A 22,779-nucleotide genomic window follows, 5' to 3' on the forward strand; every position below is an offset into this window, starting at 1 on the left:
GAGCTATTAATAAAAAGTTAATAACCGTTACCTTCTAAAAGCAAGTATCTTAAGGATAAGTCATATCCCTGTATTAGCAATTTAAGAGACCTCAACTTGTAACAAATAATTTCAAAAAATTTTTTTTAATTGTAATAACACTAAAAAAAACCTGTGCAGGTATTTATTAAATTATCTAAAGCCAACGAAAAACGGGGTCTATAATGAATCAGCCTTATTAGCTGCCTTTATCTATAACAATTATTAACTATCACTATTTACTATTACCGTTTTGTGAAAATTATTCATTAATACCCTTCTTGTTCATTATTCATTTTTCTACAAATGCTTCAAAGGCGATTATTTATTTCGCACACTTTACTGGTTAAATTAAAGGCAACACTAGGTTAAATTTCAATACATAGAAAGTTATTCACATATTTTGAATAAATAATTACGGTTTTTCGTTTCTTTTTATACTCATATATTGCTAGGATAGCGCCAACACAGTGTAACTAACACAATTATAAAAAATATAATAAAAAAACCAATAGGGGCATGATTATGCAAAATTACCGTATAAACACATTAGCACTAGCGATAACATTAGCTATTAGTGCACCAAGTATTGTAAATGCACAAGAGTCACAAGCGCTTAGTGCTGAAAACCTTGAACGCATTTCTGTATTAGGTTCACGCGTATCTAACCGTACTTCTACAGAATCTTCTTCTCCTATCGATTTAATTGACGCAGATGATTTAAACAAAGGCGGTTTTACTGAACTTGGACAAAGTTTACAAGCAACAGCACCATCATTTAACTTTTCTCGTACACAAGTTTCAGATGGCTCTGATTTATTCAGACCAGCAACATTGCGAGGCTTACAACCTGATCAAACCTTAGTCTTAATTAACGGCAAACGTCGTCATAACCAGTCTATTTTTGGGCTTAATGGTACAGTTGGCGCAGGTGCTGCTGGTACTGATATGAACGCCATTCCACTGACTGCATTAAAAGGTGTTGAAGTATTACGAGATGGCGCTGCAGCACAATATGGCTCAGACGCTATCGCGGGAGTTATTAACTTATCACTTAATAACTCCACTGGCGTTACCACTGGTTATGTTCAATATGGCGGTACAAGTGAAGGCGATGGAGATACCCTTTCTACCGGTTTAAACCGTGGTTTTGAGCTGGGCGATAATGGCGGATTTATTAACTTATCACTTGAATACCGTGATGCTGATGGTACTAATCGTGCTGAGCGCGATACTGGTGGTTCGCTTGACGTAGAGCCTGGAACTTTATCTGACGAAGTACGTTGGGGCCAAGGTAATTCAGCGAGCGAGTTCACTTCATTCTTTTATAATATGGCAATTCCTTTTGGCGATAACGAGCTATATTCATTTGGTGGCTACTCTGAGCGCACCGCGTTAGGGAATGGCTTTTACCGTAACTTTAACGAAGCGTCTAAAAACGTAACACAAGTATACAGCGATGGTTTTTTACCACGCATTTATAATGAAGCAGAAGATACGTCTGTTGCGGTAGGTTTAAAAGGTGATATTAACCCTGACTGGACTTACGATGTTTCAGCAGTATATGGCGAGAACCAATATGATTTTTCTTCTCGTAATACGTTAAATGCCTCTTACGCTGCCGAGTATTTATTTAATAACCCAGAAGCCAGCGATACTGAAATTGCCGCGAATTCAGGTCCATCTGGCGGTTATTCTGGTGGTTTCAGATTCGATCAAACAACGGTTAATCTTGATATTAACGGTATCGTGGATATTGGTCGTAGTGAACCGCTTTATGTGTCAGTAGGCGCTGAATATCGTAAAGAAAACTACGAAATCGTTGCAGGTGAAGAATCTTCTTATGCGTGTGGTTTAGCCAATATGGATACCTCATATCCTTCGGTTAACGACCCTGAGCAATTCGCTGAATGTGGTTTTCAGGCTTATAACGGTTTACGTCCAGAGGCAACCAACGACAGTGACCGTAACAGCTACGCATTCTATGCAAACGTTGAAACTATGATTAACGATGCTTGGAACGTTAGCGGTGCACTTCGTTATGAAGATTTCTCTGATGCGGGTGATGACATCATTGGTAAGTTAGCCACTCGTTATGAATTTAACGATGATTTTGCGGTACGTGCAGCGGTATCAACTGGCTTTAGAGCCCCTTCTCTTCAACAAAGTGGCTACACAGCGTTCACAACGAACTTAGGCTCAGACGGAACATTAACGCAATCATTCACAGCAACAACAGGCTCAGCATTCCCAAGTGCATTAGGCGTTGATAGTTTAGAGCTTGAAACATCTAAAAACTTAAGTGCTGGTTTTGTTTATGATGTAAGTAGCGAATTATCATTAACCGTAGATTTTTACCGTGTAGAGATTAAAGACCGTATCAACTTAGGTAGTTTACTATCTGCTGATGATGTTGCTTTTAGTGCTGATGCTGTAGCTGCGCTTCAAGCAACAGGTGCTGTACAAGCTAACTACTTCTCAAATTCAGTAGATTCAACAACACAAGGTGTTGATATTATTGCGTCATATCGTACCGAGCTTGATGGTGCCAACGTAGCAGTAACATTTGCAGGTAATATCAACGATACAACCATTGATAATGTGAATGCTTCTGAAGGTATTCCTGAAACTGTTGCCTTAGATGACCTACAACGTAGCTTCTTAACTGACGGGCAACCGGGCGAGCGTGCAACACTAACCTTCGATTACGGACGTGACGCCTACATAGCAACACTACGCTTTAATTATTTTGGTGAAACTGATGTTAAATATTTCGGTAATGACCATATTTCATTACCTGGTGAGCTTTCACCAACAGGATCGTTTAAACCAACCAGTATCGTAGAATCTGCTGTGCTAGTTGACTTAAATGTTAGCTACAAAATTAACGAAATGTTTTCACTTTCTGTAGGTGCTGATAATCTATTTGACGAAACACCAGACGAATTAGGTGAAGACGAAGTACTTAACTTTATCACCAATGGTGCTTTTAAATACCCTGTACGTGCATTGCCTTACGGCTTTGACGGCAGAACGTATTATGCTAAATTAAGCTTTAGTTTTTAATGGCTAACATCACTCATTAAGTCAATAAGGCTCTCTGAAAAACGCAGTTAATTACTGCGTTTTTTTATGCTATTTTTTTGTCCTTTAGTGACAATATTTATTTTGCTAAAACAGACTAAATTACAATAATAATACTTGCATGCTTGTAAATTGAGCATACAATCGCCATCTTAATAGTGAGCTGATTTGAAGCAGTAAATTATTAAAATTATTTTAATCTCTTAACAACGTATAAGTAACATATAGGACTGACATGACTAAAAAATCTAAAGCAAAAAACACGGTTAATTCAACCGTAGATACTGGCAGAGGTGTTATCAAACACAATGCACTAGCAGCGATGGTAACGTCTAAATTATTTAGACCACAAGTAGTAAAAGCGAAGAAAGGCAAAGGTTCATTTAAGCGTAACAGTAAACATTCAGGACAAGAGTCCTATTTAATCGCCGCTTAAATAGCTGTGATCAAATAGGGCTTTTTCAAAGCCAGTAAACAAGTTCAGAATAAACCAACAATTATCCTTCATTAAGATATGCCTTTGACTTTAATTGGCTTATGTAGCTATTGTGCCATGAAAATTTAGATATAACGCTTTTAATTTGGGAGGAATAAGTGGCCAACCAATTTCTTTCGTTACCCTACTCGCCTGCCAAAATAAGTGTTCAACATAATACACATCAATAAATTCGAATTCTTTAGGATGAACATCAATTAACTTTTGTTCCATATAAGATAAATATCTTTGTGCTAATTCAATATTCCCGTTAGCAAATGCGATACAGGTAGCATCAGCAAAGGCTTCCATTTTTGATGTAGTCATAGATTCGTCTTGATCATCCATCAATAGTTTTATTTCAGGAAATGTACAACAGATTTCATTAAGAAAACTTTGTACCACGTCATCATCATTCATTACTAATACCATTACTGAAAACTTTAGAGCGCTTTACCTATAGATGAACCTATAATAACGCCAAAAGCCATAATAAAAACCAACCCAATAAATGATGCTAGTACAATTAAGCCAGTTTTCTGATTTTTTGGTACCGATAGCCACCAGTTTTTCAATTCATTAATCATATTGTTTCCTTATAATATCGAAACGTGAAATTATTAATCCCAAAAATATCACTTAGAGACAAGCAATAGTAGGTTACAATCAAAGACTATTGCATATAAAACTTCACATACACTAGCCGAAACTTAAAATGTTGGTGATGGAATATCAAAGGCTACATTTGCTACATATTTCCTCATAAAATACTATACTTAATTATAGAAACCAATAACACATAACAATTTTATCGTGCACGAGTTTCGTACTTTAAGCATTAAGTTCTTTTTAACAAATAACTTAATGCTTTGCCACTTATAGATTCTCTAATACTCCATACTGTTCAGAGAATGAAAATACCGAGCCTATTTATCTGAATATGAGCAAAGCCCTAGATACTGTACAAATAAAAAGGCCTCATAATAAAGGGCACTTAAAGTATGTGATAAATTTAAAAATGCCAATAACCTTGTAACCTTCTTGAAAGTGAGGGCATCTAAATAATATGTTAGATAATTAGAATCACTCGATTAGGTACGATTTATATACCTAGAGTGGTGCTAAAGCGGTAAGAATAGCGGTGATATATGTGTAGTACGCCAAGACCAAAAACAAGGGTAAAAGGTAAAGCCGGTAGTTCGGATAGTGTGTTATCGAATTTAAGTGTTGAGTCTAGAAGCCTGTTCGCTGAGCGGGCTAATATTGCTCAAGAACGACGTCATCAAATGGCAATGAAACAAAGAAATGATCAACGTCAACATGATGCTTCGATAAAAAAAGTTACAAAAGCGGTAAATAGCGATGTTAATAATTCTCAAAACAGCTTAAGCTATTGGTTACTAAAGGCAAACTTAAAAGACCTTTTTATTATGTTATTCTTCGGTACGTCAAGACGAACATAGTTTATATACTATTAACCACTTATAAAATTTAATTACGTTACCCATTATACCCCGTTATGACAGATACAGATAAAACACGTTCAGACTTACGAATAGCATCAATGGCACCTAATTCCTTCGCTGGGTCAGTGCTTAAGTTATTTGCTCCCTTGCTTGATAAATTGTTAGGTATTAGACGCTTACGTAGTATTTACGAATCCTCTGATTTACCCGGTTTAGATAAACAAGCATTCTCTGAAAAGTTATTGAAATTGTTAGGCGTTCAGGTGTTGGGTGGCGAAGATATAATCGCTAAAATCCCAAAGACAGGTCGATGTATTGTGGTATGTAATCATCCTTACGGTATGATTGAGGGTGTTATTATTGCCCATTTACTCACAGCCTTTCGTGCTGACACCAAAATAATGGCCAATGTTGGTTTACAAATATTTAAAGAAATTAAAGACTATTTTATCTTTGCTAATCCGTTAGTACCTAAAGCACCCATTAATACTTCTGCGATAAAACAGTGTTTTAGTCATATTAATCAAGATGGATTATTAGTTATATTTCCTGCAGGTCGCGTGTCTTTTTTTAACTCGGATAAAAAAATAATAACGGACGGTGATTGGAACCGACTTGCGGTTAAAATTGCGAATAAAACTAATAGCCCTATTTTACCTGTTTTTATTTCAGGTACTAATAGCGCTTTATTCCACCGCATGGGACGCATTTATTATCGTTTTCGTTTATTAATGCTAATTCGTGAAATGCTTAAATTACAGCAACACCGCATAACCCTAACAACAAAAAACTTAATTGAGCCTAAGCAGCTAAAAAAACTTGGTAGTATTGAAAAAATGAATGATTTTATACGATTACAGTGTTATTTAAATGACGAAGATTATCTCAGCCAATGGCCTGAAGACGATGAACAAGGATCTTTTAAAGACGTTATTCCTCAGGCTGACAGTGAATTAATAAAAGCGGAATTATCTCGCTTACCGGCTAAGCAACACTTGTTAGATTTTAAATCATATTCTGTCTACTACGGTTATCAACATCAAATACCCACTTGTGTTCAAGAAATTACGCGTTTACGAGAAATTACGTTTCGGACACTAAACGAAGGCAGTGGCGAGTCTTGTGATACCGATAAATTTGATGCTACTTATATGCACTTATTTGTTTTTGAAAATAACAATGAAGAAATTATAGGTGCTTACCGCGTTGGTCAAACAGATCTTTTACAAAAAGACGGGGATATTTCACAGCTCTACCTTTCACAAATGTTTGATTTTCAACCTGAGTTTATTAATCAGCAGCAACCTTGTTTAGAGATGGGGCGCTCTTTTATTATAGAAGCGTATCAAAATAGCTTATATGGCTTATTATTATTGTGGAAAGGTATTGGCGCATTTGTTTGTCAGAACCCGCGTTATAGAACGTTATATGGCACGGTATCGTTAAGTAAATTATATGACCCACGTTCAGTCGCTTTAATTAATGATATTATGGTAAGAGACGCTCATGGCGTTCAGCCTAAAGCCGCGTTTGTTGGCAAGCTTCATCCGGAAGTAAAAGATTTTGCGAATCAGGAAACGGTGGGTATTTCGCAACTATCGTCGCTAGTTAAAGCGATTGAAGAAGACGGTAAAGATATTCCTATATTATTGAAAAAGTACCATAAACTTGGCGCTAAATTTCATTGTACGGGCATTGATTTAAACTTCAATCAAACCCCCGGCTTACTACTTAGTGTTGACTTTCCTCGATCACCTGACAAACTATTAAAGATTTATCTTGGTGACGGTAAAGATGAGTACGTACAATATAGCGACGTTGATTAATTTGAATATATGAATGCAGTTTAGTGGGTGATCATGAACTTAGTTTTACCAAAATAGTGGATTTAAACAAAGTTCAGTACGCCCTATTCTTTCAAAAAAAGTTTAGCGGTTAGCATTATCCTTATCACCACATTGCACAAATAACGAAAGTTTATCTTGCTCTCATATAACTTACCGTGGCGGGAGCTAAACCAAATGTTTGAGGCAGCGCTTTTGTTTGGGCAAACGATATTTGAGCAATCATAGCGTAATGATGAACAGCATGACTACCAACAAACACTAATTCTCGGGCGATTGAGGTTTGTACTGTTTGTACATTTTTACTGGTCATCGATACTTCAGTTTTTAGTGGCAACAACGTGTTTAATTGCCTTTCACTAAGGCTTTTAATCCAATCAGATATTTCATTTAACTTATCGATTGCAAGTGTTGGATGTAGTTCGACAGAACTACCACGTCCTCTCTTATCATAATCAATTTCGTTGTTATGTAAACCTGACATCAGAGCAAGGTAATGATCAATGATATGTCGAATATGGGAGCCAGCTGAACTGATAAAGTTAGGAGATATGATAGCGGTGTAATCCTCTTGGGATACTTGATTGAGGTATGACTGAGCTTGTTCAATAATTTCTAACTGGCTTTTTATCATTTTTCTTTATTTCCAATGTTTAAATTAACTAATACTATTTTTTCGTTCGACTTTTTAATATCGCTTTAATAAGTTCTTCAGGTACTTTTTTAGCTGGCTCGGCATTAGTAAACTCAGCTTGAGAAATACGAATGGTATTTTCGTATTTACGGACATAATTTTTACACTCTTTACACATACTTAGATGCAGTTTAAATTTTAAGCACTCTATATAGGATAATTGATTTTCATGAAAATCATATAAAAAACTGTCAATTTCTTTGCAAGTGAGCATACCTGGAACATATTTAGACATTAACCGTCTGATCGTTAACATGCCAATTCACCTTCCAATTATCTTCAAAGTTGCCTTTATCTTTTTCCGCTAAAATAGCCTTCAACAGCAGCCTTGCTCTATGAAGTTGCGTTTTTACTGATGCTTCAGATATACCTAATATATTCGCAGTTTCTTTCGTACTTACTTCTTGGATGTCTCGAAGCAAGATAACGTTACAATATTTATCAGGAAGTTGGTAAATAAGTTCATTAAGCGACAGTTTTAGTTCATTTTGTTCAAATAACTGCTCAACATTATGCCCTATTCCTCCCATTACCCCTTGTTCTTGCCCTTGCACAGAATTAGCACTAAAAACAGTACGCTCACCGTATTTATTGTAATACTGAGTAAAGCTTTCTAGGGATAAAGTGTTTTGTCTTTTTCTCTGTCTTATCAACATTAATGCTTCATTGACTGTAATACGGTGCAACCAAGTTATTAAGCTTGAATCTTTTTTAAAAGCAGCAATATTTTTGAATACTTGAATAAAAGCTTTTTGCAACGTTTCTTGTGCATCGTCATCTGAAGTAAAAAAACGGCAAGCAACAGCATACATTCTTTCGCTGTACTGTCGTACCAAGATTTCATAAGCAAAATCGTCGTTGTTAATTAACTTATCAATAAGTTCATTTTCTTTCGCTTGCTCAACAATCGCAGAGGTGTGTACTTTCAACAATGTATAACCTTTAAATTAGTGAGCGTAAAATAGTTATTTAAATAGAACGATTAAAGCAGAGTTTTATTTCATATAGATGAAAATTAATAAAAAACACAAATAAATGTTCATTAAAAAGACGATTTTAACTTAGGTTTAACTTGTTTAACCTTATTGGAGCGGGCTATTTTCTGCTAATAGCGGCAAGCTCTTCTTGGGTTTGAGGCCAAATAGAAAGCGTAATGAATTAAATGGTTTAATGATAAAGAGACAAATTGCACTGGTAATAATAAATGATAAAACGAATAGCAGTATGATTTTAACCACTATTGGTGCTTCCAACCCAATGACATAATAACCAACAACCACGATAACTGTTTGATGAAAGATGTAAAAAGGATAAATTAATTCATTACTAAGGCGTAACCATTGAGGAGTTTTGCATAAATAAAACTGTCCATAACCTAAAATAGTTAACAGTGCCGACCATGCCACCAAACAACAAACTAACCACCAAATAGACCAACGTGCATCTAAGGATAAATACTCACTAAGATCGGGTGAATAGTAATACGCATAAAAAATAATGGTAGCGATCAGTAATATCATTAAGTTATAAAGTCGCTGTTCGCCTATCGCTTGCCAAACATCTTTGCTTTGAATGAAGACCATACCCGCGATAAAAAAGAAGAAGTAATAGGTGGACGATGATAAATTTTCAATTTTATTATCGTCGCTGGTAAAAGTTAAAGAAAAGTATATTTTTATCCCAATAAGTAAACAAACAAGTAAAAACAAACCGGCTTTATATGTACTCAGTTTTACGACATTATTGATAATTAGCGCCCCAAATTTAGTGCTTAAAAGTTTATTAATGGGAATGGCAAGCAAAGCAAAAACAATGAGATATTCGATAAACCAAAGGTGGTTAGATTCAAATTTAAGCACAAGTTTAGGAAATTCCTGCCAGTAGGATTGCAGCTCTGTAATATTTTCAATGTAAGTCTGTGGAGGTACCACTAATATTACCCCTACTAGCAAAGGGATAAAAAGCCTTGTTATCTTGTTTAAGGCAAACGCTTTAGCACTTATTTTTGATAATAAAATTACACTACCTACACCAGAAATAAAAAATAAGATCGGTAATCTAAATTGCTCAAAATAAACCATTACATCATCAAGTACTTTGCTTGAGTCATTATTCATAATGTGCCAATTATCACCATTAAAAGGCATACATACATGATGAAGGAATACGGCAAAAATCAGTATAACTCGTAACCAATCTAATTCTGATAACCTTACGGTGTTGTTAAATGTCATTGTGAACCTTTCAACTTAAAGCGTGTTAACGGGTATAGTATTTGGTCTAGTAATTATTGATGAAAACAACAACATCATTAATGACGCAAGTTAAACATAAACAATAATTGGCTAAATTTTCGAGTGAATCAAAAGAATCAGTAACACTTTTTAGTTAACTATCTGCTAGTTATTAAAACACCATAGCATGGTCAACTAAAAACCGACCATTTTGGTGCGTTAATACTATTTCAGCCACATACTCGCCTTCAACTTTAGAGCAAAACTGTTTCCAGATAATAGCTGCTGAATCAGGACGTTTAAGCACAGCAATAAGCTCTCGCTTTCCCCAGGTACCTTTTTCAGATTGATATTTTTCACATACCCAAGCTAGGTGCTCTTTGGTAACAATTGCTTTCGCTCTATCAGTAAAGTCTTGAACATGTTTTGCATGATTAATATCTGTCGATGCTTGCATCAAGTTATCCATAATAGGAGTCGCTATCGCTAATATTTCTTGATCCGACATTTTCATAAAATTCATTCAAGCTCCTTAGTACGATTAATCACTATTTTTTTAATACGTCTTTTAATTATCTTTTGTTCACAATAAAGTTCGACAAAACCACCAACACCAAATGAAGCAATAACTAACAACCAATACAAAACCCTATCAAATGAGTGAATATCAGAAATATAAAGATATAAGTTAAATGGAATAACAAAGAACAAAATACCTAAGACATAAATAAATGTCCTAAAAAATTCGGTACTAGTCTTAGCTTCTTCAATATATGAGTTAATAATTTGATCTGATGTATCTTTTAATTCAGGATATACCTTTCGTATCCAACGTAAATAATTCATTATTCCCTGCTTGACTTTATACTTAACTTCTTGTTGAAGATGAAAAGTCATTGACTACAATTAGCCTAAAAAAATAGCTAAAAAAAGCATTGCTACTTTTATCGTTTTAAAAATGGCAATGCTATTAAATGTATTCAATGTTTCGTGCTTAGCTCAAAGTTTACCGTTTATAGTAAACCTTTAGTGCTAATTATTGTCTATCGTCAATGGTATAGCCATGTGGAATATTAAATTGACTATCATGAATTTGTTTTTCAGAGACTGATGTTACTTCATAAATATATCGAACACGGGCATCTTTTTTCCATTCATCAACAACACCATCAACAATTTTATCCGCTTCATCTTTTATAATATTACCCAAAAAGCTGCTTGCAGCGTTGCCTAGGCCTTGAGAGAAATCCAGTGGTTTGTCTGCACGTTTTTTCTTTGCTACAGGGCACGCTTCACTTTTTTGAAACCACTCCATTTTGACAGATAGCGGATAACCTTCAATGGTTGATAACTTTTGAGTTATGCTATTAAACTGCATCTTGTCTGTTTTTTCTACATCACCACTAAATGCGCTAATAGCTTTATAACCATCTTTACCTAGTAACCGTACTAAAGCATTATTATCACCAACAGTATCAAGGTAATTATCAGTCGCTTTTTCATGCACTTTCCAAGCATGGGTCATTTCTGCTGTTGGGGTTGTCGTCCAAAATACAAATTGTAATAGGTTAAGATCAACTTTACCTGCAGAATCTTTAAACTCTGTGACCCAAGTAGCCGTATATTCTTGAGCGGGCAAACCGCCTATTTGACGCGTACTGTTTGTTGCAACAACAGTAAAATCATTTTTATCTAATGTTACAGCACAACCACGTTCTTCATAAGTTTCATATTCTTCTTCCTCTTCTGAAGACGCTTGGGTTTTCGCCATAAAATTTTCAAAAAGATCAGTACAGCCACTTAACTTACATTCTCGATAAGTTTCTCTATCATGATCAACTTCCCAAAGTAAATTTTCAGTCATGCGGAAAATATTGGTAGTATCGTAATTAGCCCATCCCATATAAAAGCTGTCAAATTCAGCTTTTTGGTGTATTGCTCGCATATCTTCTCGTGTATATACGGTTTGTTTACCCGCGTGATCTGGTAGATATAAACCATTAATACTAAATTTTGCTGTAATCACAGAAGTAGGATTTTTTGGTGTGTTATCAACCGGCGGCGCAGCACATGAAGCCAAAACACTTGCTACAGCTAGTGCAATAATCTTACGGTTAAAAATCATTTTTTTTCCTTAATATGAATGAGTTAATAACATTTTCACATAAATTCCTGATTTTGATAAGCATTAAATTATATTTATTATCAGTTCATCAACGAACATATGGCACAGATAATAGTGAGCATAAACAGTCATAAAAACGACGTTTTAGCAGTATAAGTGTATAACTTATCGCAATAATAAGGATAAAACGAAGAATCAATGATATTGGCTATGACTCGACGTTGCTACTCATTACAAATATAAAAAAACAATGCTAATACGATGTATTATTTAAACCTACACGACTGCTCCACTACATTTTATTTGCTAAACGCTCAATCACAACTTTATGTTGAGGAAATTTACTGAGTAATTCTTCTCGACTTACTTCTATCATATCTTCTTGCTCCCAACCTGGTGCTACAGCTTCGCTTACTAAACCATATGAACCAGAAGTTAACTCGGCAGCTTTATAAGTGCCACCAGGAACGGCAAGTTGTAATTGCTGACCATTGACTATATCTGGGCCAACCACCACTTTTTTATAACGCCCATCAGGGTAAATCATATGATAAGTAATTGGCGCTCCCATATGATAAAACTCAATACCATCCGAATACTTGGTATGAAAGTGATCAATATGATTATCTTCAGTCAACATATAAAATATTGCCGACATCGTTGTTCTTTCACCACGCACAGTACAGACTTTATCTCTATGATTGGCCTTAAATGTCTGACGAAAATACCCTCCTTCAAAATGATGTTCTAATAATAACTGTTCAATTACTTGCTCTTTAGTTAAGTTCGGGACGGCATTATTCATAATCGTTTAATTACCTTTAGTGGTGTTTTAGCTAGTATTCAATCACGGTATAAAATTAATTTAATAAACCTTGGCTCTTGAGCCAATCCATCACTTTAATAGATCCAAGTGAACAAAGATGTTTATCCTGATAGTCAAGAAAATCAATTTCTTCTATTTCAGCAGCTGGAGCAAGTTCCCCATAAAAGTCGGCAAAATAACACGTTAGTTTCACAACAGTATCGGTATTTTTACCATCGGCATGTGCTTTAAAAGTTTTTGCATATTGAATCGAATCTGGCATTAAATCTACCGATATTTCTTCTTTAACTTCCCGTATCAGTGCTTGCTCATCAGACTCCCCTGCTTCTCGTTTACCACCTGGAATATAAAACAGCAGTTTATCTTTTGAGCGAGCACTTAGTAGTTTGCCGTCTTGAATGTGTAACCAAGCAAGCTTATCAATTTCTTTTTTCACAAGTATTCCTATTAATCTTAATTACGCTAACCATCTTAACTATTTGATTTGACTTTAAAGCAATATAATTACGACATTTCAGAATGAAATTGTAAATTATTTGTGCTTTGCAATAATTTGTTAGACTTCTGGCTCATTCGACAAATGCATTCGTTTCTTACCTTTAAAGTCGTGATATAACTTTTCATGTGCAACTTTCGAAAAGGTATCGGTTCGATCAGCGTATTGTGAAATCCAATTCACTAACATTGCCAAATTAGCATCTTGAGCAGCCTTACTTTCATATTTATGTGGTTCCCAAGGGCGAGCTTTAGCATTTTTTATGCAAGCAGAAACAGGTAAGTTTAGAAAAATAATTTCGTCTGCTTGCTCAATGACAACTGCTAATAAATCGGCATAACAACCTTCAACTACCCAGTTATTGTGGGTTAATAAAAAGTTATTCAGCAATATACTAGACTCGGCAATAGGCAATCGCTCTGGTGGAGTAATCGGTTTCCAAGCAATAGTGTCTAAATCTAAATGAGCAAGATCGTCGTGTAACGCTAACTGTTTTGCGAGCGTTGATTTCCCCGATCCTGAATTACCAAAAATAACAACTTTACTCAATATTATTCCTTAGCGCCTAAACACTGTTAAAGGATTTACTCTGTTTTGTTTGCAATATTACATTTAATTTATTTGGGCTTCTCTTCATTAATTAACATGTTAATAAATTTTGTAAAACGCCTTGATCTAGTTTCGGATTTTTTCGCACTTATTAAACCATGAGCTATAACATAGCGACTTGATTTAGTTAGTTTTTCAAAAAAAGTTTTTGCGCTTGGCTTACTCTCTAGTGCAACTAAAAAATCGGTGGGAACTTCTATTTCACTGACAACATAAGCATTTTCCCAACGACCATCCGCTTTTGCCGCGCGAATATGCACAAGACCAGGCTCCATCATTAAGTTTTCACGTATCAAACGTTCAGCATGCTCGGTATTCCTCTTAGACCAGTTACTTCGTACAGTTCTTGGCGTAATACGTTGCAGATAAGCTTGCGCATCAATTGATTTTTTAACACCATCAATCCATCCCCAGCAAAGCGCCTCGATCACGATATCATTCCAAGTGACACTCGCAATACCCGTATTTTTCTTGTATATTTTAACCCAAAGCTCACTTTCAGACGCGTGATTCGCCTTTAGCCATTGGCTTAAATCTTTTGGTGTTGGGAATATTTTTATTTTTAGCGGATCAGGCTCTGGCATTTCGTAATAACCTCTTTTGGGTCTCGCCTTATGTAGTGACTAACGTAACTCGTTGTAATAATAAATAGCAACATCACTAGCGGCTGTTTGTTTAAAAAACAAGTTTATGAAGTTAATAATTTAATGAATGTATCGCTTCAGAAACGGTTAAAAAATTAATTTTCGTAAGACAAACAGAAACCTTATTAAATTCATGCGCACGTACTAATTTTACAACTTCGTCTATTGACAGCCTAATGTCGTTGGCAATTAAATCAAGCATCCCTGAAATAGACTTAATCAGATAGCAGTTACCTGATGCATCGATTACATAATCATCGTCAGTAAAAATAAGTTCACTACACTCTAAGTTAAATTTTTGAAATGAATCTAAGTAAATAAGTTCATCATCACCATCAAGTTTCAACATACATGGCCACGAAATCATAACAATTACCTTAATGTATTTTACAGCCCAAACAGGCTAAATTAGTGATTAAAATGTAAAAGCTGATAAAACCGGCTATCACGATGTTAAATTTTATTATCTACTTAACCTGAACTCGGTTTAAGATGTTTTTAATCCATTGAAATAATTATTAATAAAATTTAACTTATACTCTAGCTTGATAGTTTTTCTTTCTTCAAGGAAAATTTCGCGTCAATAGCTAGTCTATTGCTAGTAAAAGTAGCGATTAGAGAAGAATATATTAAGCCGAGCTCAGGTTACTTACTATTCAATTGCCCATTTAACTGCTTTTTGTGCATGAATAGCGGTGGTATCTAGCAAGGTAACATTTGTATCGCTTTGATCAATTAACATGCCAATTTCAGTACATCCAAGAATTACCGCCTCGGCGCCTTGATTAGCTAAAGAATTAATAATTCTGAGGTATTCATCTTTAGAAGATGGAATGGTATTTCCAAGGCAAAGCTCTTTATAAATAACATGATGAATAATTTTTCTATCTGTTTCATCAGGAACTAGCACCGTTAAACCATAATTATTTCGTAGACGCCCTTTGTAGAAATCTTGCTCCATAGTAAAAGCCGTGCCTAATAGGCCAACCGTTTTAATTCCTCTTTTAACCAAAACTTCAGCAGTAGCATCAGCTATATGTAATAAAGGGATATTAATCGCTTCTTCTATTTGAGGAGCAACTTTATGCATGGTATTTGTACAAATAAGTAAACAATCAGCTCCAGCACGTTGAACATTAATGGCAGCTTGAGAGAGTATTTTTGCAGTACCATCCCAATCACCAGTGTGTTTTAACTTCTCAATGGTATCAAAATCAACACTATACATGGCAATTCTTGCAGAATGCAGGCCTCCTAAAGCTGCTTTAATGCCTTCATTAATCTTTCGATAATATCCAACTGAGCTTTCCCAGCTCATACCACCTAAAAGACCAATTGTTTTCATACTACCTCTCAAAATACGTTAACAATATAACGAGTCTATACCGTTTTTCGCTAAGCTAAACATTAACGTGACATGTCAGATTCAATTTTTAAATACTTACCTTTACCGAAAGTAATGTAATACAAGGGTAATAAAAGCAATGTTATTATATTACTCGCAAAGGAATTTTTAATAACAATGCCATTTTCAGTTATAGCGTGAACTGGAAAAGTTTGACTTGAACACCAATCAATTCTTGCCTGAAGGTTTTTAGTATCATCGGGAATTTCAATCGATTGTATAGACCCTCTTGTAATTGTTGCTACCTCTACACCATCTGCAAATAACTTATAGTCTCGCGCCATATCTGCGAGCTGCTTTGGTCTAAAAACTTGGATAATCATTTGTGCTCCATATTGGCTATATACTCCATAAAATAGCAAGGATAATTAGTTATAATAAACAACGACTAAGCAAGAGCTAACGCTTAATACATTTTACATAATTTGTTAAGCCGCTTTTTCTTCATCTCGAAGCGTTAATACTTCAAAACCAGTCTCTGTCACTAAAATAGTATGTTCCCATTGTGCAGATAGTTTCTTATCTTTAGTCACTACGGTCCAGCCATCATTTTTAATTTTTATTTTTTGCGAACCCTGATTAATCATTGGCTCTATAGTAAATGTCATTCCCGCTTCAAGCACTAAGCCTGTATGTGGTTTCCCATAGTGAAGTACTTGAGGATCTTCGTGCATTTCTTTACCGATTCCATGTCCGCAATATTCTCGAACGACACTATAACCAGAAGCTTCGGCATGTTTTTGTATCGCATGACCAACATCACCCAATGTTGCTTTTGGTTTTACTACTTGAATACCTTTCCACATAGCTTCATACGTTGTTTTAACTAAACGTTTAGCTTCAGGACTAGCGGTGCTAAGTACATACATTTTGCTTGAATCACTGATATAACCATTTTTCTCTAAGGTAATATCAATATTTACAATATCTTTGCTTTTTAATTGAGAGATATTATTAGGTACACCATGACAGACAACATCATTTACCGATGAGTTAAGTGAATATTGATAACCATACTGCCCTTTACTCGCAGGGCGAGCATGTAATACATTAACAATATAACTTTCGACTTTAGCGTCAATCTCTAATGTTGTTATCCCTTCACAGATAAAATCATCAAGCATTTTAAATACTTGAACTAAAAGTCTACCTGACTCTCTCATAAACTCAATTTCTGCATCAGTTTTTAACATTGATTTATTCATGTAAAAGCTCCGCAATAGTAAGTTTTTCTTTCAATAATTGCTTTTTAATGATTTCGTGATAAGTAAGTGTTGGGTTTAACTCAGCTAGCATACCTAGTTTTATCCAGAATTCTGCTTGTGAATTGATAGACCTAGACATGACATTGCTCGACTTTCTAATTTCTTCATGCAATTCGTCTGATATTTTTACGATTCCCATTATACGTTCCATATATGAATTATATATAAATCATATATTCATAAAAATAAAATGTCAACGTAGTAAATTTACTCTTCACTAACTGAAAAGTGATTACTAACCCTAATATGAGCATTAACATTTTCCACAGCCAACTGTCATTTTAATTTAGCACTTTAATTTAATATTTTTATTATAAATTTAATTATATTTCAGCTGAAAAATAAGCCATGATCTCATCGGTAGTCATCTCTTTGGTTGCATTTGAAAAGCAATAATAGTTAGGTCGCATATCACTAAAATATTGCATATCCATTTCTAACCCTTTTAAGTTATGAAACATCCCTACCGGCATATTATATTCACCTGTAGCTTTAAATTTATAAAACAGATGAGTGCCACATTCATTACAAAAACCTCGCGATGCCCAAGATGATGACTCATACATTTTAATTTTATCTTCACCTTCAATTTTTACGTTAGTTCCGCATTTAACCGCAAAGAATGGCCCTCCCCCCCAAGTTCTACATGATTGGCAGTGGCAAACTGTAAACTTAGGATCAACCTCTTTCACAGTGATTGTGACAGCACCACAAAGACAATTTGTTTTTGCATTAGACATATTGGTAACACCTTAATAAATAGATAAAGCTGAGTATTTTATTTGCATTGTTTATATTTAAATTATTTATCACTTTACCAGATAATCTGGTCGTATTCTTGACATCATATGTACGTCTAAATATTTGCCTGATTTAAAGGCACTTAATTTTTTAGTGCCTTCTATTTCAAACCCAACATGTTTATAAAGTGATATCGCAGCTAAATTATCAGAGTGTACTTCTAACTCTAAGCGCACTAAGTTCAACCAATTATCAGCTTGATTTATAGCCTCAAGCATTAGCATTTTACCAACGCCTTTACCATGAAAATCAGGATGAACAGCTATAGCTATACTTGCCCCATGCTTTTCTCGAATTTTATTTTTCAAGAAAATAGTTATATGCCCCACAACCCGAGATTGACTCTCGACAACTAAAGTATAATTATCTGGACTATTAAATAAATTTTCCACTATCTCTGCATTAAGAAAAGGCAGCTGAGAAGTATTCTCTAAAAGTGATGGGAAATTATATATTTCAAATAAATCGTTGTTATCTGAGCTTGCTAACCGTCTAATTTTCATTTCCAAAATCGATTCCTACGCAAATTTACAATTTGCACATACCATAACAATAAAAAACTGAAAACTCTTTACTAATATGTTGACAAAAAATACAGCTAATATCTTCCATATACTAATTTAACTTATTACATAAAAGCCTTAGTAACGCCTTGCTTGGATAATATTCCTACACTTTGGAAACATACTACATCCCCAAAATTCATTACCTGAGTGCTTACCTTTAGTCGCCTTACGTAAAACCATTTCAGCACCACATTTTGAGCAAAGTTTGCTATGAGTCTTAGCTTGGATAATTTCTTTGACATGTTTAACATGTTGTCGGTTAGTTTTAAAACTATACTCTAACCTGCCACTTTCAATCTGTTCGATAATACTTTGTGTTTCTTCTGTATTGAAAACAATGTCAGTTTTACTTTTAATATATCTGATACCACCGCGTGCAAACCTTACATTGTCAGGCATTTTCGATTTAAAGGTACTATCACCAATAAAGATGATAACTGAGAATATAGGAGTGTTTCCACTATTGTTATCAGTAAATAAGCAAGATTCTAATGTTTTAACGTGTTTATAGTTTTGGTGAAGTGGATTCTGAAATTTTGATTTGTGCCGATAGATTTGTTGCGTCCATTGCTTTTGGTTTTCACCTCCAAATATCCATCCTTTCATATTTTTGGTTTCAACCACAAAAATACCGTATTGGGATACAATAATGTGATCTATCTGAGTTGTTCCCTGTTCTATATTATTAATAAATGTTGGTAATGTTACGTTTTTAATAAGGTGATACATATTTTTGTCTAAGAATAGCTTAATCAGTAAGTTAACTTGCCACTCACCAAGTAAACCTTTGAACCAAGAAGATTTTATGATAGAAATAATTATGAGGCTCGGTATTAAATACCAAGCAGCACTTAACATCATATTGATAAAAATTGATAAATCCATCTAGACTAACTTATGTTTACGTATGTCCCTTACCCAAGTAACAGAGCCATTCGTACGCTTCATTTCAAATAAATCGATTGCAGCAAACAAATCACTCAATTTTTTGAAACCATAATTACGTTGATCGAAGGAAGCATGATTTGATATGTGTTTTCCAATAGGCCCTAGTTGTGCCCAACCTGCATCATCTTCAGACGCTTCAACCGCTTGGCGAAGCATATTTATTAATTTAGTATCACACTTAATACTTGGTTCACTTTTACTTACCGGCTTTTCCTCTTGCTTCATTTCATCTAAATAAAGAAATTTAGAACAACTATTAACAAAAGCACTTGGAGCTTTTCTTTCGCCAAACCCAATAACAAATTTACCATCGGCTAATGCACGAGTGACGAGTGGTGTAAAATCACAATCAGAAGAAACGAGACAAATTGAATCTACATCTTTAGTGTAAAGAATATCCATCGCATCAATGACGAGTGCAATGTCGGTGGCATTTTTACCTTTGGTTAGATCAAATTGTTGGATAGGTTGAATGGCATATTCATGAAGAACATCTTCCCAAGGTTTAATACAGTGACTTTTCCAGTTTCCATAAGCCTTACGAATGTTAACAACACCATAACGTGCAAGTTCAGACAAAATAACATCAATCTTTGCAGCAGGCGCATTATCAGCATCAATAAATAATGCGATTTTTTCCTTGTCCTTCAAAATTTGATTCCTTTCAAGTGCTATATAATCTATTTATGCCATACCCTCATAAAATTTCAACTCATTTCACTATTTGAACATAAGGGCTAAATATTTAATTGACTGTCCTTATTAATTTTTTATTAATTTTTAGTTATTTGTACTAATAATACGATTTTTTCCCTGCTGTTTAGCTTGATAAAGATTCTTATCAGCTAAATCTAATAACTCATTCGCAGAGCTATCTTTATTGGGGATAGCACTAGCCACTCCAATACTCATGGTGACATAATCTGACACCGTAGATTTTATATGGGGAATTTTTTCCGATTCTAATCTTTGCATAAACAGATTTAATTCATCAACACATTGAACTGCCAGCGTTTCGGGTAATATCATGGCAAATTCTTCACCACCTATTCGAGCAGCCAAGTCTGCAGGACGGCTAAAACACTTTCCCCACAGAACTGCTATCGCTCTAAGACAATGATCACCTTTTTGGTGACCATACTGATCGTTATATTGCTTGAAAAAGTCTAAATCACCAATCACCAATGTTAGAGGTTTTTTACTACGTTCACACCGCTTCCATTCAATATTTAAGGCGTCATCAAATTTTCTTCTATTGGCTAATGATGTCAATGAATCCTGATTAGACAATTCTAATAACTCTAAATTCTTTTGGCGTAATTGTTGATCCTGCATTTCGTAACGATGAAGTTCTTCAAGTAATTTTTTTCTTGGTGCGGTCATCAAATCTTTAAGCTGTATGGGGGATTTTAGAAATCGCACTAAATGTCGTTTAAATACCCAATAAAAAATCAACATAGGAAAACTATAGCTTAAAGCTAGTATCAATTTACCGGTTATATTATCCATGATGATATTGCTTAGGTTTTCATCCAAACCAATCGCAATCAGAGGAAATAGCAAACCATCAATACATAAAATAACGATAAATGCAGCAGTATAAATAAAGGCAAGAAAAGAAATATTAAAGATAACTTTACGAATTTGAATAAACAAAAACAGTAAGATTAATAACTCTAAAATTATTAATCCTCCACCTATTAATAGCATTGAAAAAGAAGTCTGAAATATATCTATCGAAATATTAAGATGATTAATAACCACATCTGAGTCAAGCAACAAACTGTAAAGTTTAAAACTAAGATAAGTAAGCGTATTCACCAGTAAAACTAGCTTCATTACATTATTGATAACGCTGACGTTACGTTCAATTATTATCAGCATGGTAATACTCATCATGAAAGCACCAAAAGCGATAGTTCCGCCTGAAATAACGATGTTTTCGCTTAACTTAAATGAATAAATACTACCGAGCACGCCACCTAAAACTAATACAGTACTGATATATACATAAAATAAGATCGTGCGTGATTTAGGTTTTACAGTGGTTAATAACAGAGGGAAAATTGAATATATAGCAACGTTAAGTATAAAAGCACTTAGAACATTCATGGTCTGTTTCTTATTATTAGTTATTGTTTTTATGATGGTTTGAAATAGACATCACAACTGTAGAACATTGTATAGCTTAAATAAGGCTATTATATAAAGTTTCATTAGGAAATAATCCCAATTTACTTCAAATTGAACAAGTTACTCTTTGTAATCCAATCAACAAACTTTAAAAAGTTTATAGGATTGTAAAGGGTCGCTACATACAAGTTATTTATTAACCTTAGTTGAGAAGTCTGTGTTGTTCAAATTTGAAAATTTGAGCGACTTACTTTGTAGATTTTGTAATTTTGTTAATTACACTCATTAATCGGCATAACCACTGCCAATGGCACTAAACGGTAATTCTAGTTCAAGATCGGGTACTTGAAGCGCCACCCAAGCGACAAAGGTATTACTATTTGGGCCTGGAATAACACGATATTCATTTGCCCAAGGGTAACCCGCTATGGCTGCTTTAATTTGGGGAATAAGCTCAGCGGCCTTCTCCCCTTTAATCGAAAGCAATAATTGAGGTTTGGATCCGAACCAATATCTATCTGGTGTCTCCGTTTCGTATTCTCTTATAGCAGATAAGCCACGTTCTACTTGCCAACCTATAACTTCATAAACATTATACTTAGTTGCTTTCTCTTCTTTAATTGCAATCCAAGGGTGAACAGCAAACCAACCACGCCAGCTATACGCATCGGCAGCATAAAATTCAATAATAGCTCTGCTATCTTCACTAGGAAGAGTAGCAATACCCGCAGGCTCTCGGCTCGCTGTACGCCAATCAGTGTTTGAACAAGCACTAATAAACAATACAACGCAAGCAATAATCAAAGTTCTCATATATCCTACTTGTCTTATACATTCTATTTCACTGAAACCCTTGATAAAAAATTAACAAGGACACAATTAACGAGGACACTCGCTTATAAAGCAATAAAGTATATTAAAAAAATTAACGAGGACACTCGCTTATAAAGCAATAAAGTATATTAAAATAAAATAGGTGAAATAGCGATTCAAAATAAATGCAATAATTATTTATCAGCCCTGATAAGAATCATTTGACGAAATTATCAAATAAATAAGAGAAATACCTATTTTTAGACGTGCGAAAGTTTAACCGTGATATAGGTAGGTGGTTATTATGGTTAGGGTTATTGTTAAATGGTTACG

Annotated in this window: 28 protein-coding genes; 4 read left to right on the forward strand and 24 right to left on the reverse strand. The window is 34.7% G+C overall.

The annotated features are described in order from the left end of the window. Positions 1-543 precede the first annotated feature (543 nt). Both Q4496_RS14055 and arfA read left to right on the forward strand, forming a co-directional pair. Positions 544-3,084, forward strand: a complete 2,541-nt coding sequence (locus Q4496_RS14055) for a TonB-dependent siderophore receptor (RefSeq protein WP_303610685.1) — start codon at positions 544-546, stop codon at positions 3,082-3,084. Between the two features lie 253 nt (positions 3,085-3,337). Next, positions 3,338-3,538, forward strand: a complete 201-nt coding sequence (arfA, locus tag Q4496_RS14060; protein WP_215971566.1) for a ribosome alternative rescue factor ArfA — start codon at positions 3,338-3,340, stop codon at positions 3,536-3,538. 99 nt (positions 3,539-3,637) lie between these two features. Here the strand turns inward: arfA and Q4496_RS14065 are convergent, their stop codons facing one another. Beyond that, on the reverse strand, positions 3,638-3,997 hold the full coding sequence (locus tag Q4496_RS14065) for a hypothetical protein (RefSeq protein ID WP_215971567.1): 360 nt from the start codon (positions 3,995-3,997) through the stop codon (positions 3,638-3,640). 23 nt (positions 3,998-4,020) lie between these two features. Next, entirely contained in the window at positions 4,021-4,164 is a 144-nt protein-coding gene (locus Q4496_RS14070; RefSeq protein ID WP_215971568.1) for a hypothetical protein, read from the reverse strand. Positions 4,165-4,725: 561 nt separating this feature from the next. On the opposite strand from Q4496_RS14070, the gene Q4496_RS14075 reads away from it, so the two are divergent. Both Q4496_RS14075 and Q4496_RS14080 read left to right on the forward strand, forming a co-directional pair. Beyond that, positions 4,726-5,040 carry a hypothetical protein gene (locus Q4496_RS14075; protein WP_303610686.1) on the forward strand — a complete coding sequence of 105 codons (315 nt, stop codon included), beginning with the start codon at positions 4,726-4,728 and terminating at the stop codon, positions 5,038-5,040. 56 nt (positions 5,041-5,096) lie between these two features. Beyond that, complete coding sequence (locus Q4496_RS14080; RefSeq protein WP_303610687.1) at positions 5,097-6,869, forward strand: lysophospholipid acyltransferase family protein; 1,773 nt, start codon at positions 5,097-5,099, stop codon at positions 6,867-6,869. A gap of 151 nt (positions 6,870-7,020) precedes the next feature. Here the strand turns inward: Q4496_RS14080 and Q4496_RS14085 are convergent, their stop codons facing one another. From Q4496_RS14085 to Q4496_RS14190, 22 genes are all read right to left on the reverse strand, one after another. Further along, positions 7,021-7,521, reverse strand: coding sequence for a DinB family protein (locus Q4496_RS14085; protein WP_215971571.1), 501 nt, complete (start codon positions 7,519-7,521; stop codon positions 7,021-7,023). A gap of 34 nt (positions 7,522-7,555) precedes the next feature. Further along, the gene (locus tag Q4496_RS14090) at positions 7,556-7,837 is read right to left on the reverse strand and encodes a zf-HC2 domain-containing protein (RefSeq protein WP_215971572.1); all 282 of its coding nucleotides are present in this window, start codon (positions 7,835-7,837) and stop codon (positions 7,556-7,558) included. Then, positions 7,809-8,513, reverse strand: a complete 705-nt coding sequence (locus tag Q4496_RS14095; RefSeq protein WP_215971573.1) for a sigma-70 family RNA polymerase sigma factor — start codon at positions 8,511-8,513, stop codon at positions 7,809-7,811. The genes Q4496_RS14090 and Q4496_RS14095 overlap by 29 nt, the downstream gene beginning before the upstream one ends. A gap of 150 nt (positions 8,514-8,663) precedes the next feature. Further along, on the reverse strand, positions 8,664-9,815 hold the full coding sequence (locus Q4496_RS14100; protein ID WP_303610688.1) for an acyltransferase: 1,152 nt from the start codon (positions 9,813-9,815) through the stop codon (positions 8,664-8,666). A gap of 172 nt (positions 9,816-9,987) precedes the next feature. Further along, entirely contained in the window at positions 9,988-10,338 is a 351-nt protein-coding gene (locus Q4496_RS14105; RefSeq protein ID WP_215971575.1) for a hypothetical protein, read from the reverse strand. After that, positions 10,335-10,712: a hypothetical protein gene (locus tag Q4496_RS14110; RefSeq protein ID WP_252727334.1), complete on the reverse strand. Its 378-nt coding sequence runs from the start codon at positions 10,710-10,712 to the stop codon at positions 10,335-10,337. The genes Q4496_RS14105 and Q4496_RS14110 overlap by 4 nt, the downstream gene beginning before the upstream one ends. A gap of 139 nt (positions 10,713-10,851) precedes the next feature. After that, on the reverse strand, positions 10,852-11,940 hold the full coding sequence (locus Q4496_RS14115) for a hypothetical protein (RefSeq protein ID WP_303610689.1): 1,089 nt from the start codon (positions 11,938-11,940) through the stop codon (positions 10,852-10,854). Positions 11,941-12,232: 292 nt separating this feature from the next. Next, entirely contained in the window at positions 12,233-12,745 is a 513-nt protein-coding gene (locus tag Q4496_RS14120; protein WP_303602790.1) for a cupin domain-containing protein, read from the reverse strand. A 55-nt stretch (positions 12,746-12,800) separates the two neighbouring features. Next, positions 12,801-13,202: an NUDIX domain-containing protein gene (locus Q4496_RS14125; protein WP_215971578.1), complete on the reverse strand. Its 402-nt coding sequence runs from the start codon at positions 13,200-13,202 to the stop codon at positions 12,801-12,803. A 120-nt stretch (positions 13,203-13,322) separates the two neighbouring features. Beyond that, positions 13,323-13,811 (reverse strand): AAA family ATPase, encoded by a 489-nt coding sequence (locus Q4496_RS14130; protein ID WP_303602789.1) that lies wholly within the window; start codon positions 13,809-13,811, stop codon positions 13,323-13,325. 68 nt (positions 13,812-13,879) lie between these two features. Then, on the reverse strand, positions 13,880-14,455 hold the full coding sequence (locus Q4496_RS14135) for a YdeI family protein (RefSeq protein WP_303610690.1): 576 nt from the start codon (positions 14,453-14,455) through the stop codon (positions 13,880-13,882). 112 nt (positions 14,456-14,567) lie between these two features. After that, positions 14,568-14,882, reverse strand: coding sequence for a DUF4144 domain-containing protein (locus tag Q4496_RS14140; RefSeq protein ID WP_215971581.1), 315 nt, complete (start codon positions 14,880-14,882; stop codon positions 14,568-14,570). Between the two features lie 285 nt (positions 14,883-15,167). Next, positions 15,168-15,860, reverse strand: coding sequence for an aspartate/glutamate racemase family protein (locus Q4496_RS14145; protein ID WP_303610691.1), 693 nt, complete (start codon positions 15,858-15,860; stop codon positions 15,168-15,170). A gap of 62 nt (positions 15,861-15,922) precedes the next feature. Further along, positions 15,923-16,243 carry a hypothetical protein gene (locus Q4496_RS14150; protein ID WP_303602787.1) on the reverse strand — a complete coding sequence of 107 codons (321 nt, stop codon included), beginning with the start codon at positions 16,241-16,243 and terminating at the stop codon, positions 15,923-15,925. A gap of 105 nt (positions 16,244-16,348) precedes the next feature. Beyond that, entirely contained in the window at positions 16,349-17,125 is a 777-nt protein-coding gene (map, locus tag Q4496_RS14155; RefSeq protein ID WP_215971584.1) for a type I methionyl aminopeptidase, read from the reverse strand. Beyond that, positions 17,118-17,324, reverse strand: a complete 207-nt coding sequence (locus Q4496_RS14160; RefSeq protein ID WP_215971585.1) for a ParD-like family protein — start codon at positions 17,322-17,324, stop codon at positions 17,118-17,120. Before Q4496_RS14160 ends, map begins: the two co-directional genes overlap by 8 nt. A 184-nt stretch (positions 17,325-17,508) precedes the next feature. Further along, positions 17,509-17,925, reverse strand: coding sequence for a GFA family protein (locus Q4496_RS14165; protein ID WP_215971586.1), 417 nt, complete (start codon positions 17,923-17,925; stop codon positions 17,509-17,511). Positions 17,926-17,994: 69 nt separating this feature from the next. After that, positions 17,995-18,489: a GNAT family N-acetyltransferase gene (locus Q4496_RS14170; RefSeq protein WP_303610693.1), complete on the reverse strand. Its 495-nt coding sequence runs from the start codon at positions 18,487-18,489 to the stop codon at positions 17,995-17,997. 138 nt (positions 18,490-18,627) lie between these two features. Beyond that, positions 18,628-19,437 carry a nuclease-related domain-containing protein gene (locus Q4496_RS14175; RefSeq protein WP_303610692.1) on the reverse strand — a complete coding sequence of 270 codons (810 nt, stop codon included), beginning with the start codon at positions 19,435-19,437 and terminating at the stop codon, positions 18,628-18,630. Continuing rightward, on the reverse strand, positions 19,438-20,151 hold the full coding sequence (locus Q4496_RS14180; RefSeq protein WP_215971588.1) for an NYN domain-containing protein: 714 nt from the start codon (positions 20,149-20,151) through the stop codon (positions 19,438-19,440). 129 nt (positions 20,152-20,280) lie between these two features. After that, positions 20,281-21,612 carry a diguanylate cyclase gene (locus Q4496_RS14185; RefSeq protein ID WP_215971589.1) on the reverse strand — a complete coding sequence of 444 codons (1,332 nt, stop codon included), beginning with the start codon at positions 21,610-21,612 and terminating at the stop codon, positions 20,281-20,283. 306 nt (positions 21,613-21,918) lie between these two features. Further along, positions 21,919-22,446 (reverse strand): DUF3750 domain-containing protein, encoded by a 528-nt coding sequence (locus Q4496_RS14190; RefSeq protein ID WP_215971590.1) that lies wholly within the window; start codon positions 22,444-22,446, stop codon positions 21,919-21,921. Between the last annotated feature and the right edge of the window lie 333 nt (positions 22,447-22,779).

Origin of the sequence: Colwellia sp. 5_MG-2023 (assembly GCF_030547795.1) — a bacterium.
Taxonomy (GTDB): domain Bacteria; phylum Pseudomonadota; class Gammaproteobacteria; order Enterobacterales; family Alteromonadaceae; genus Colwellia.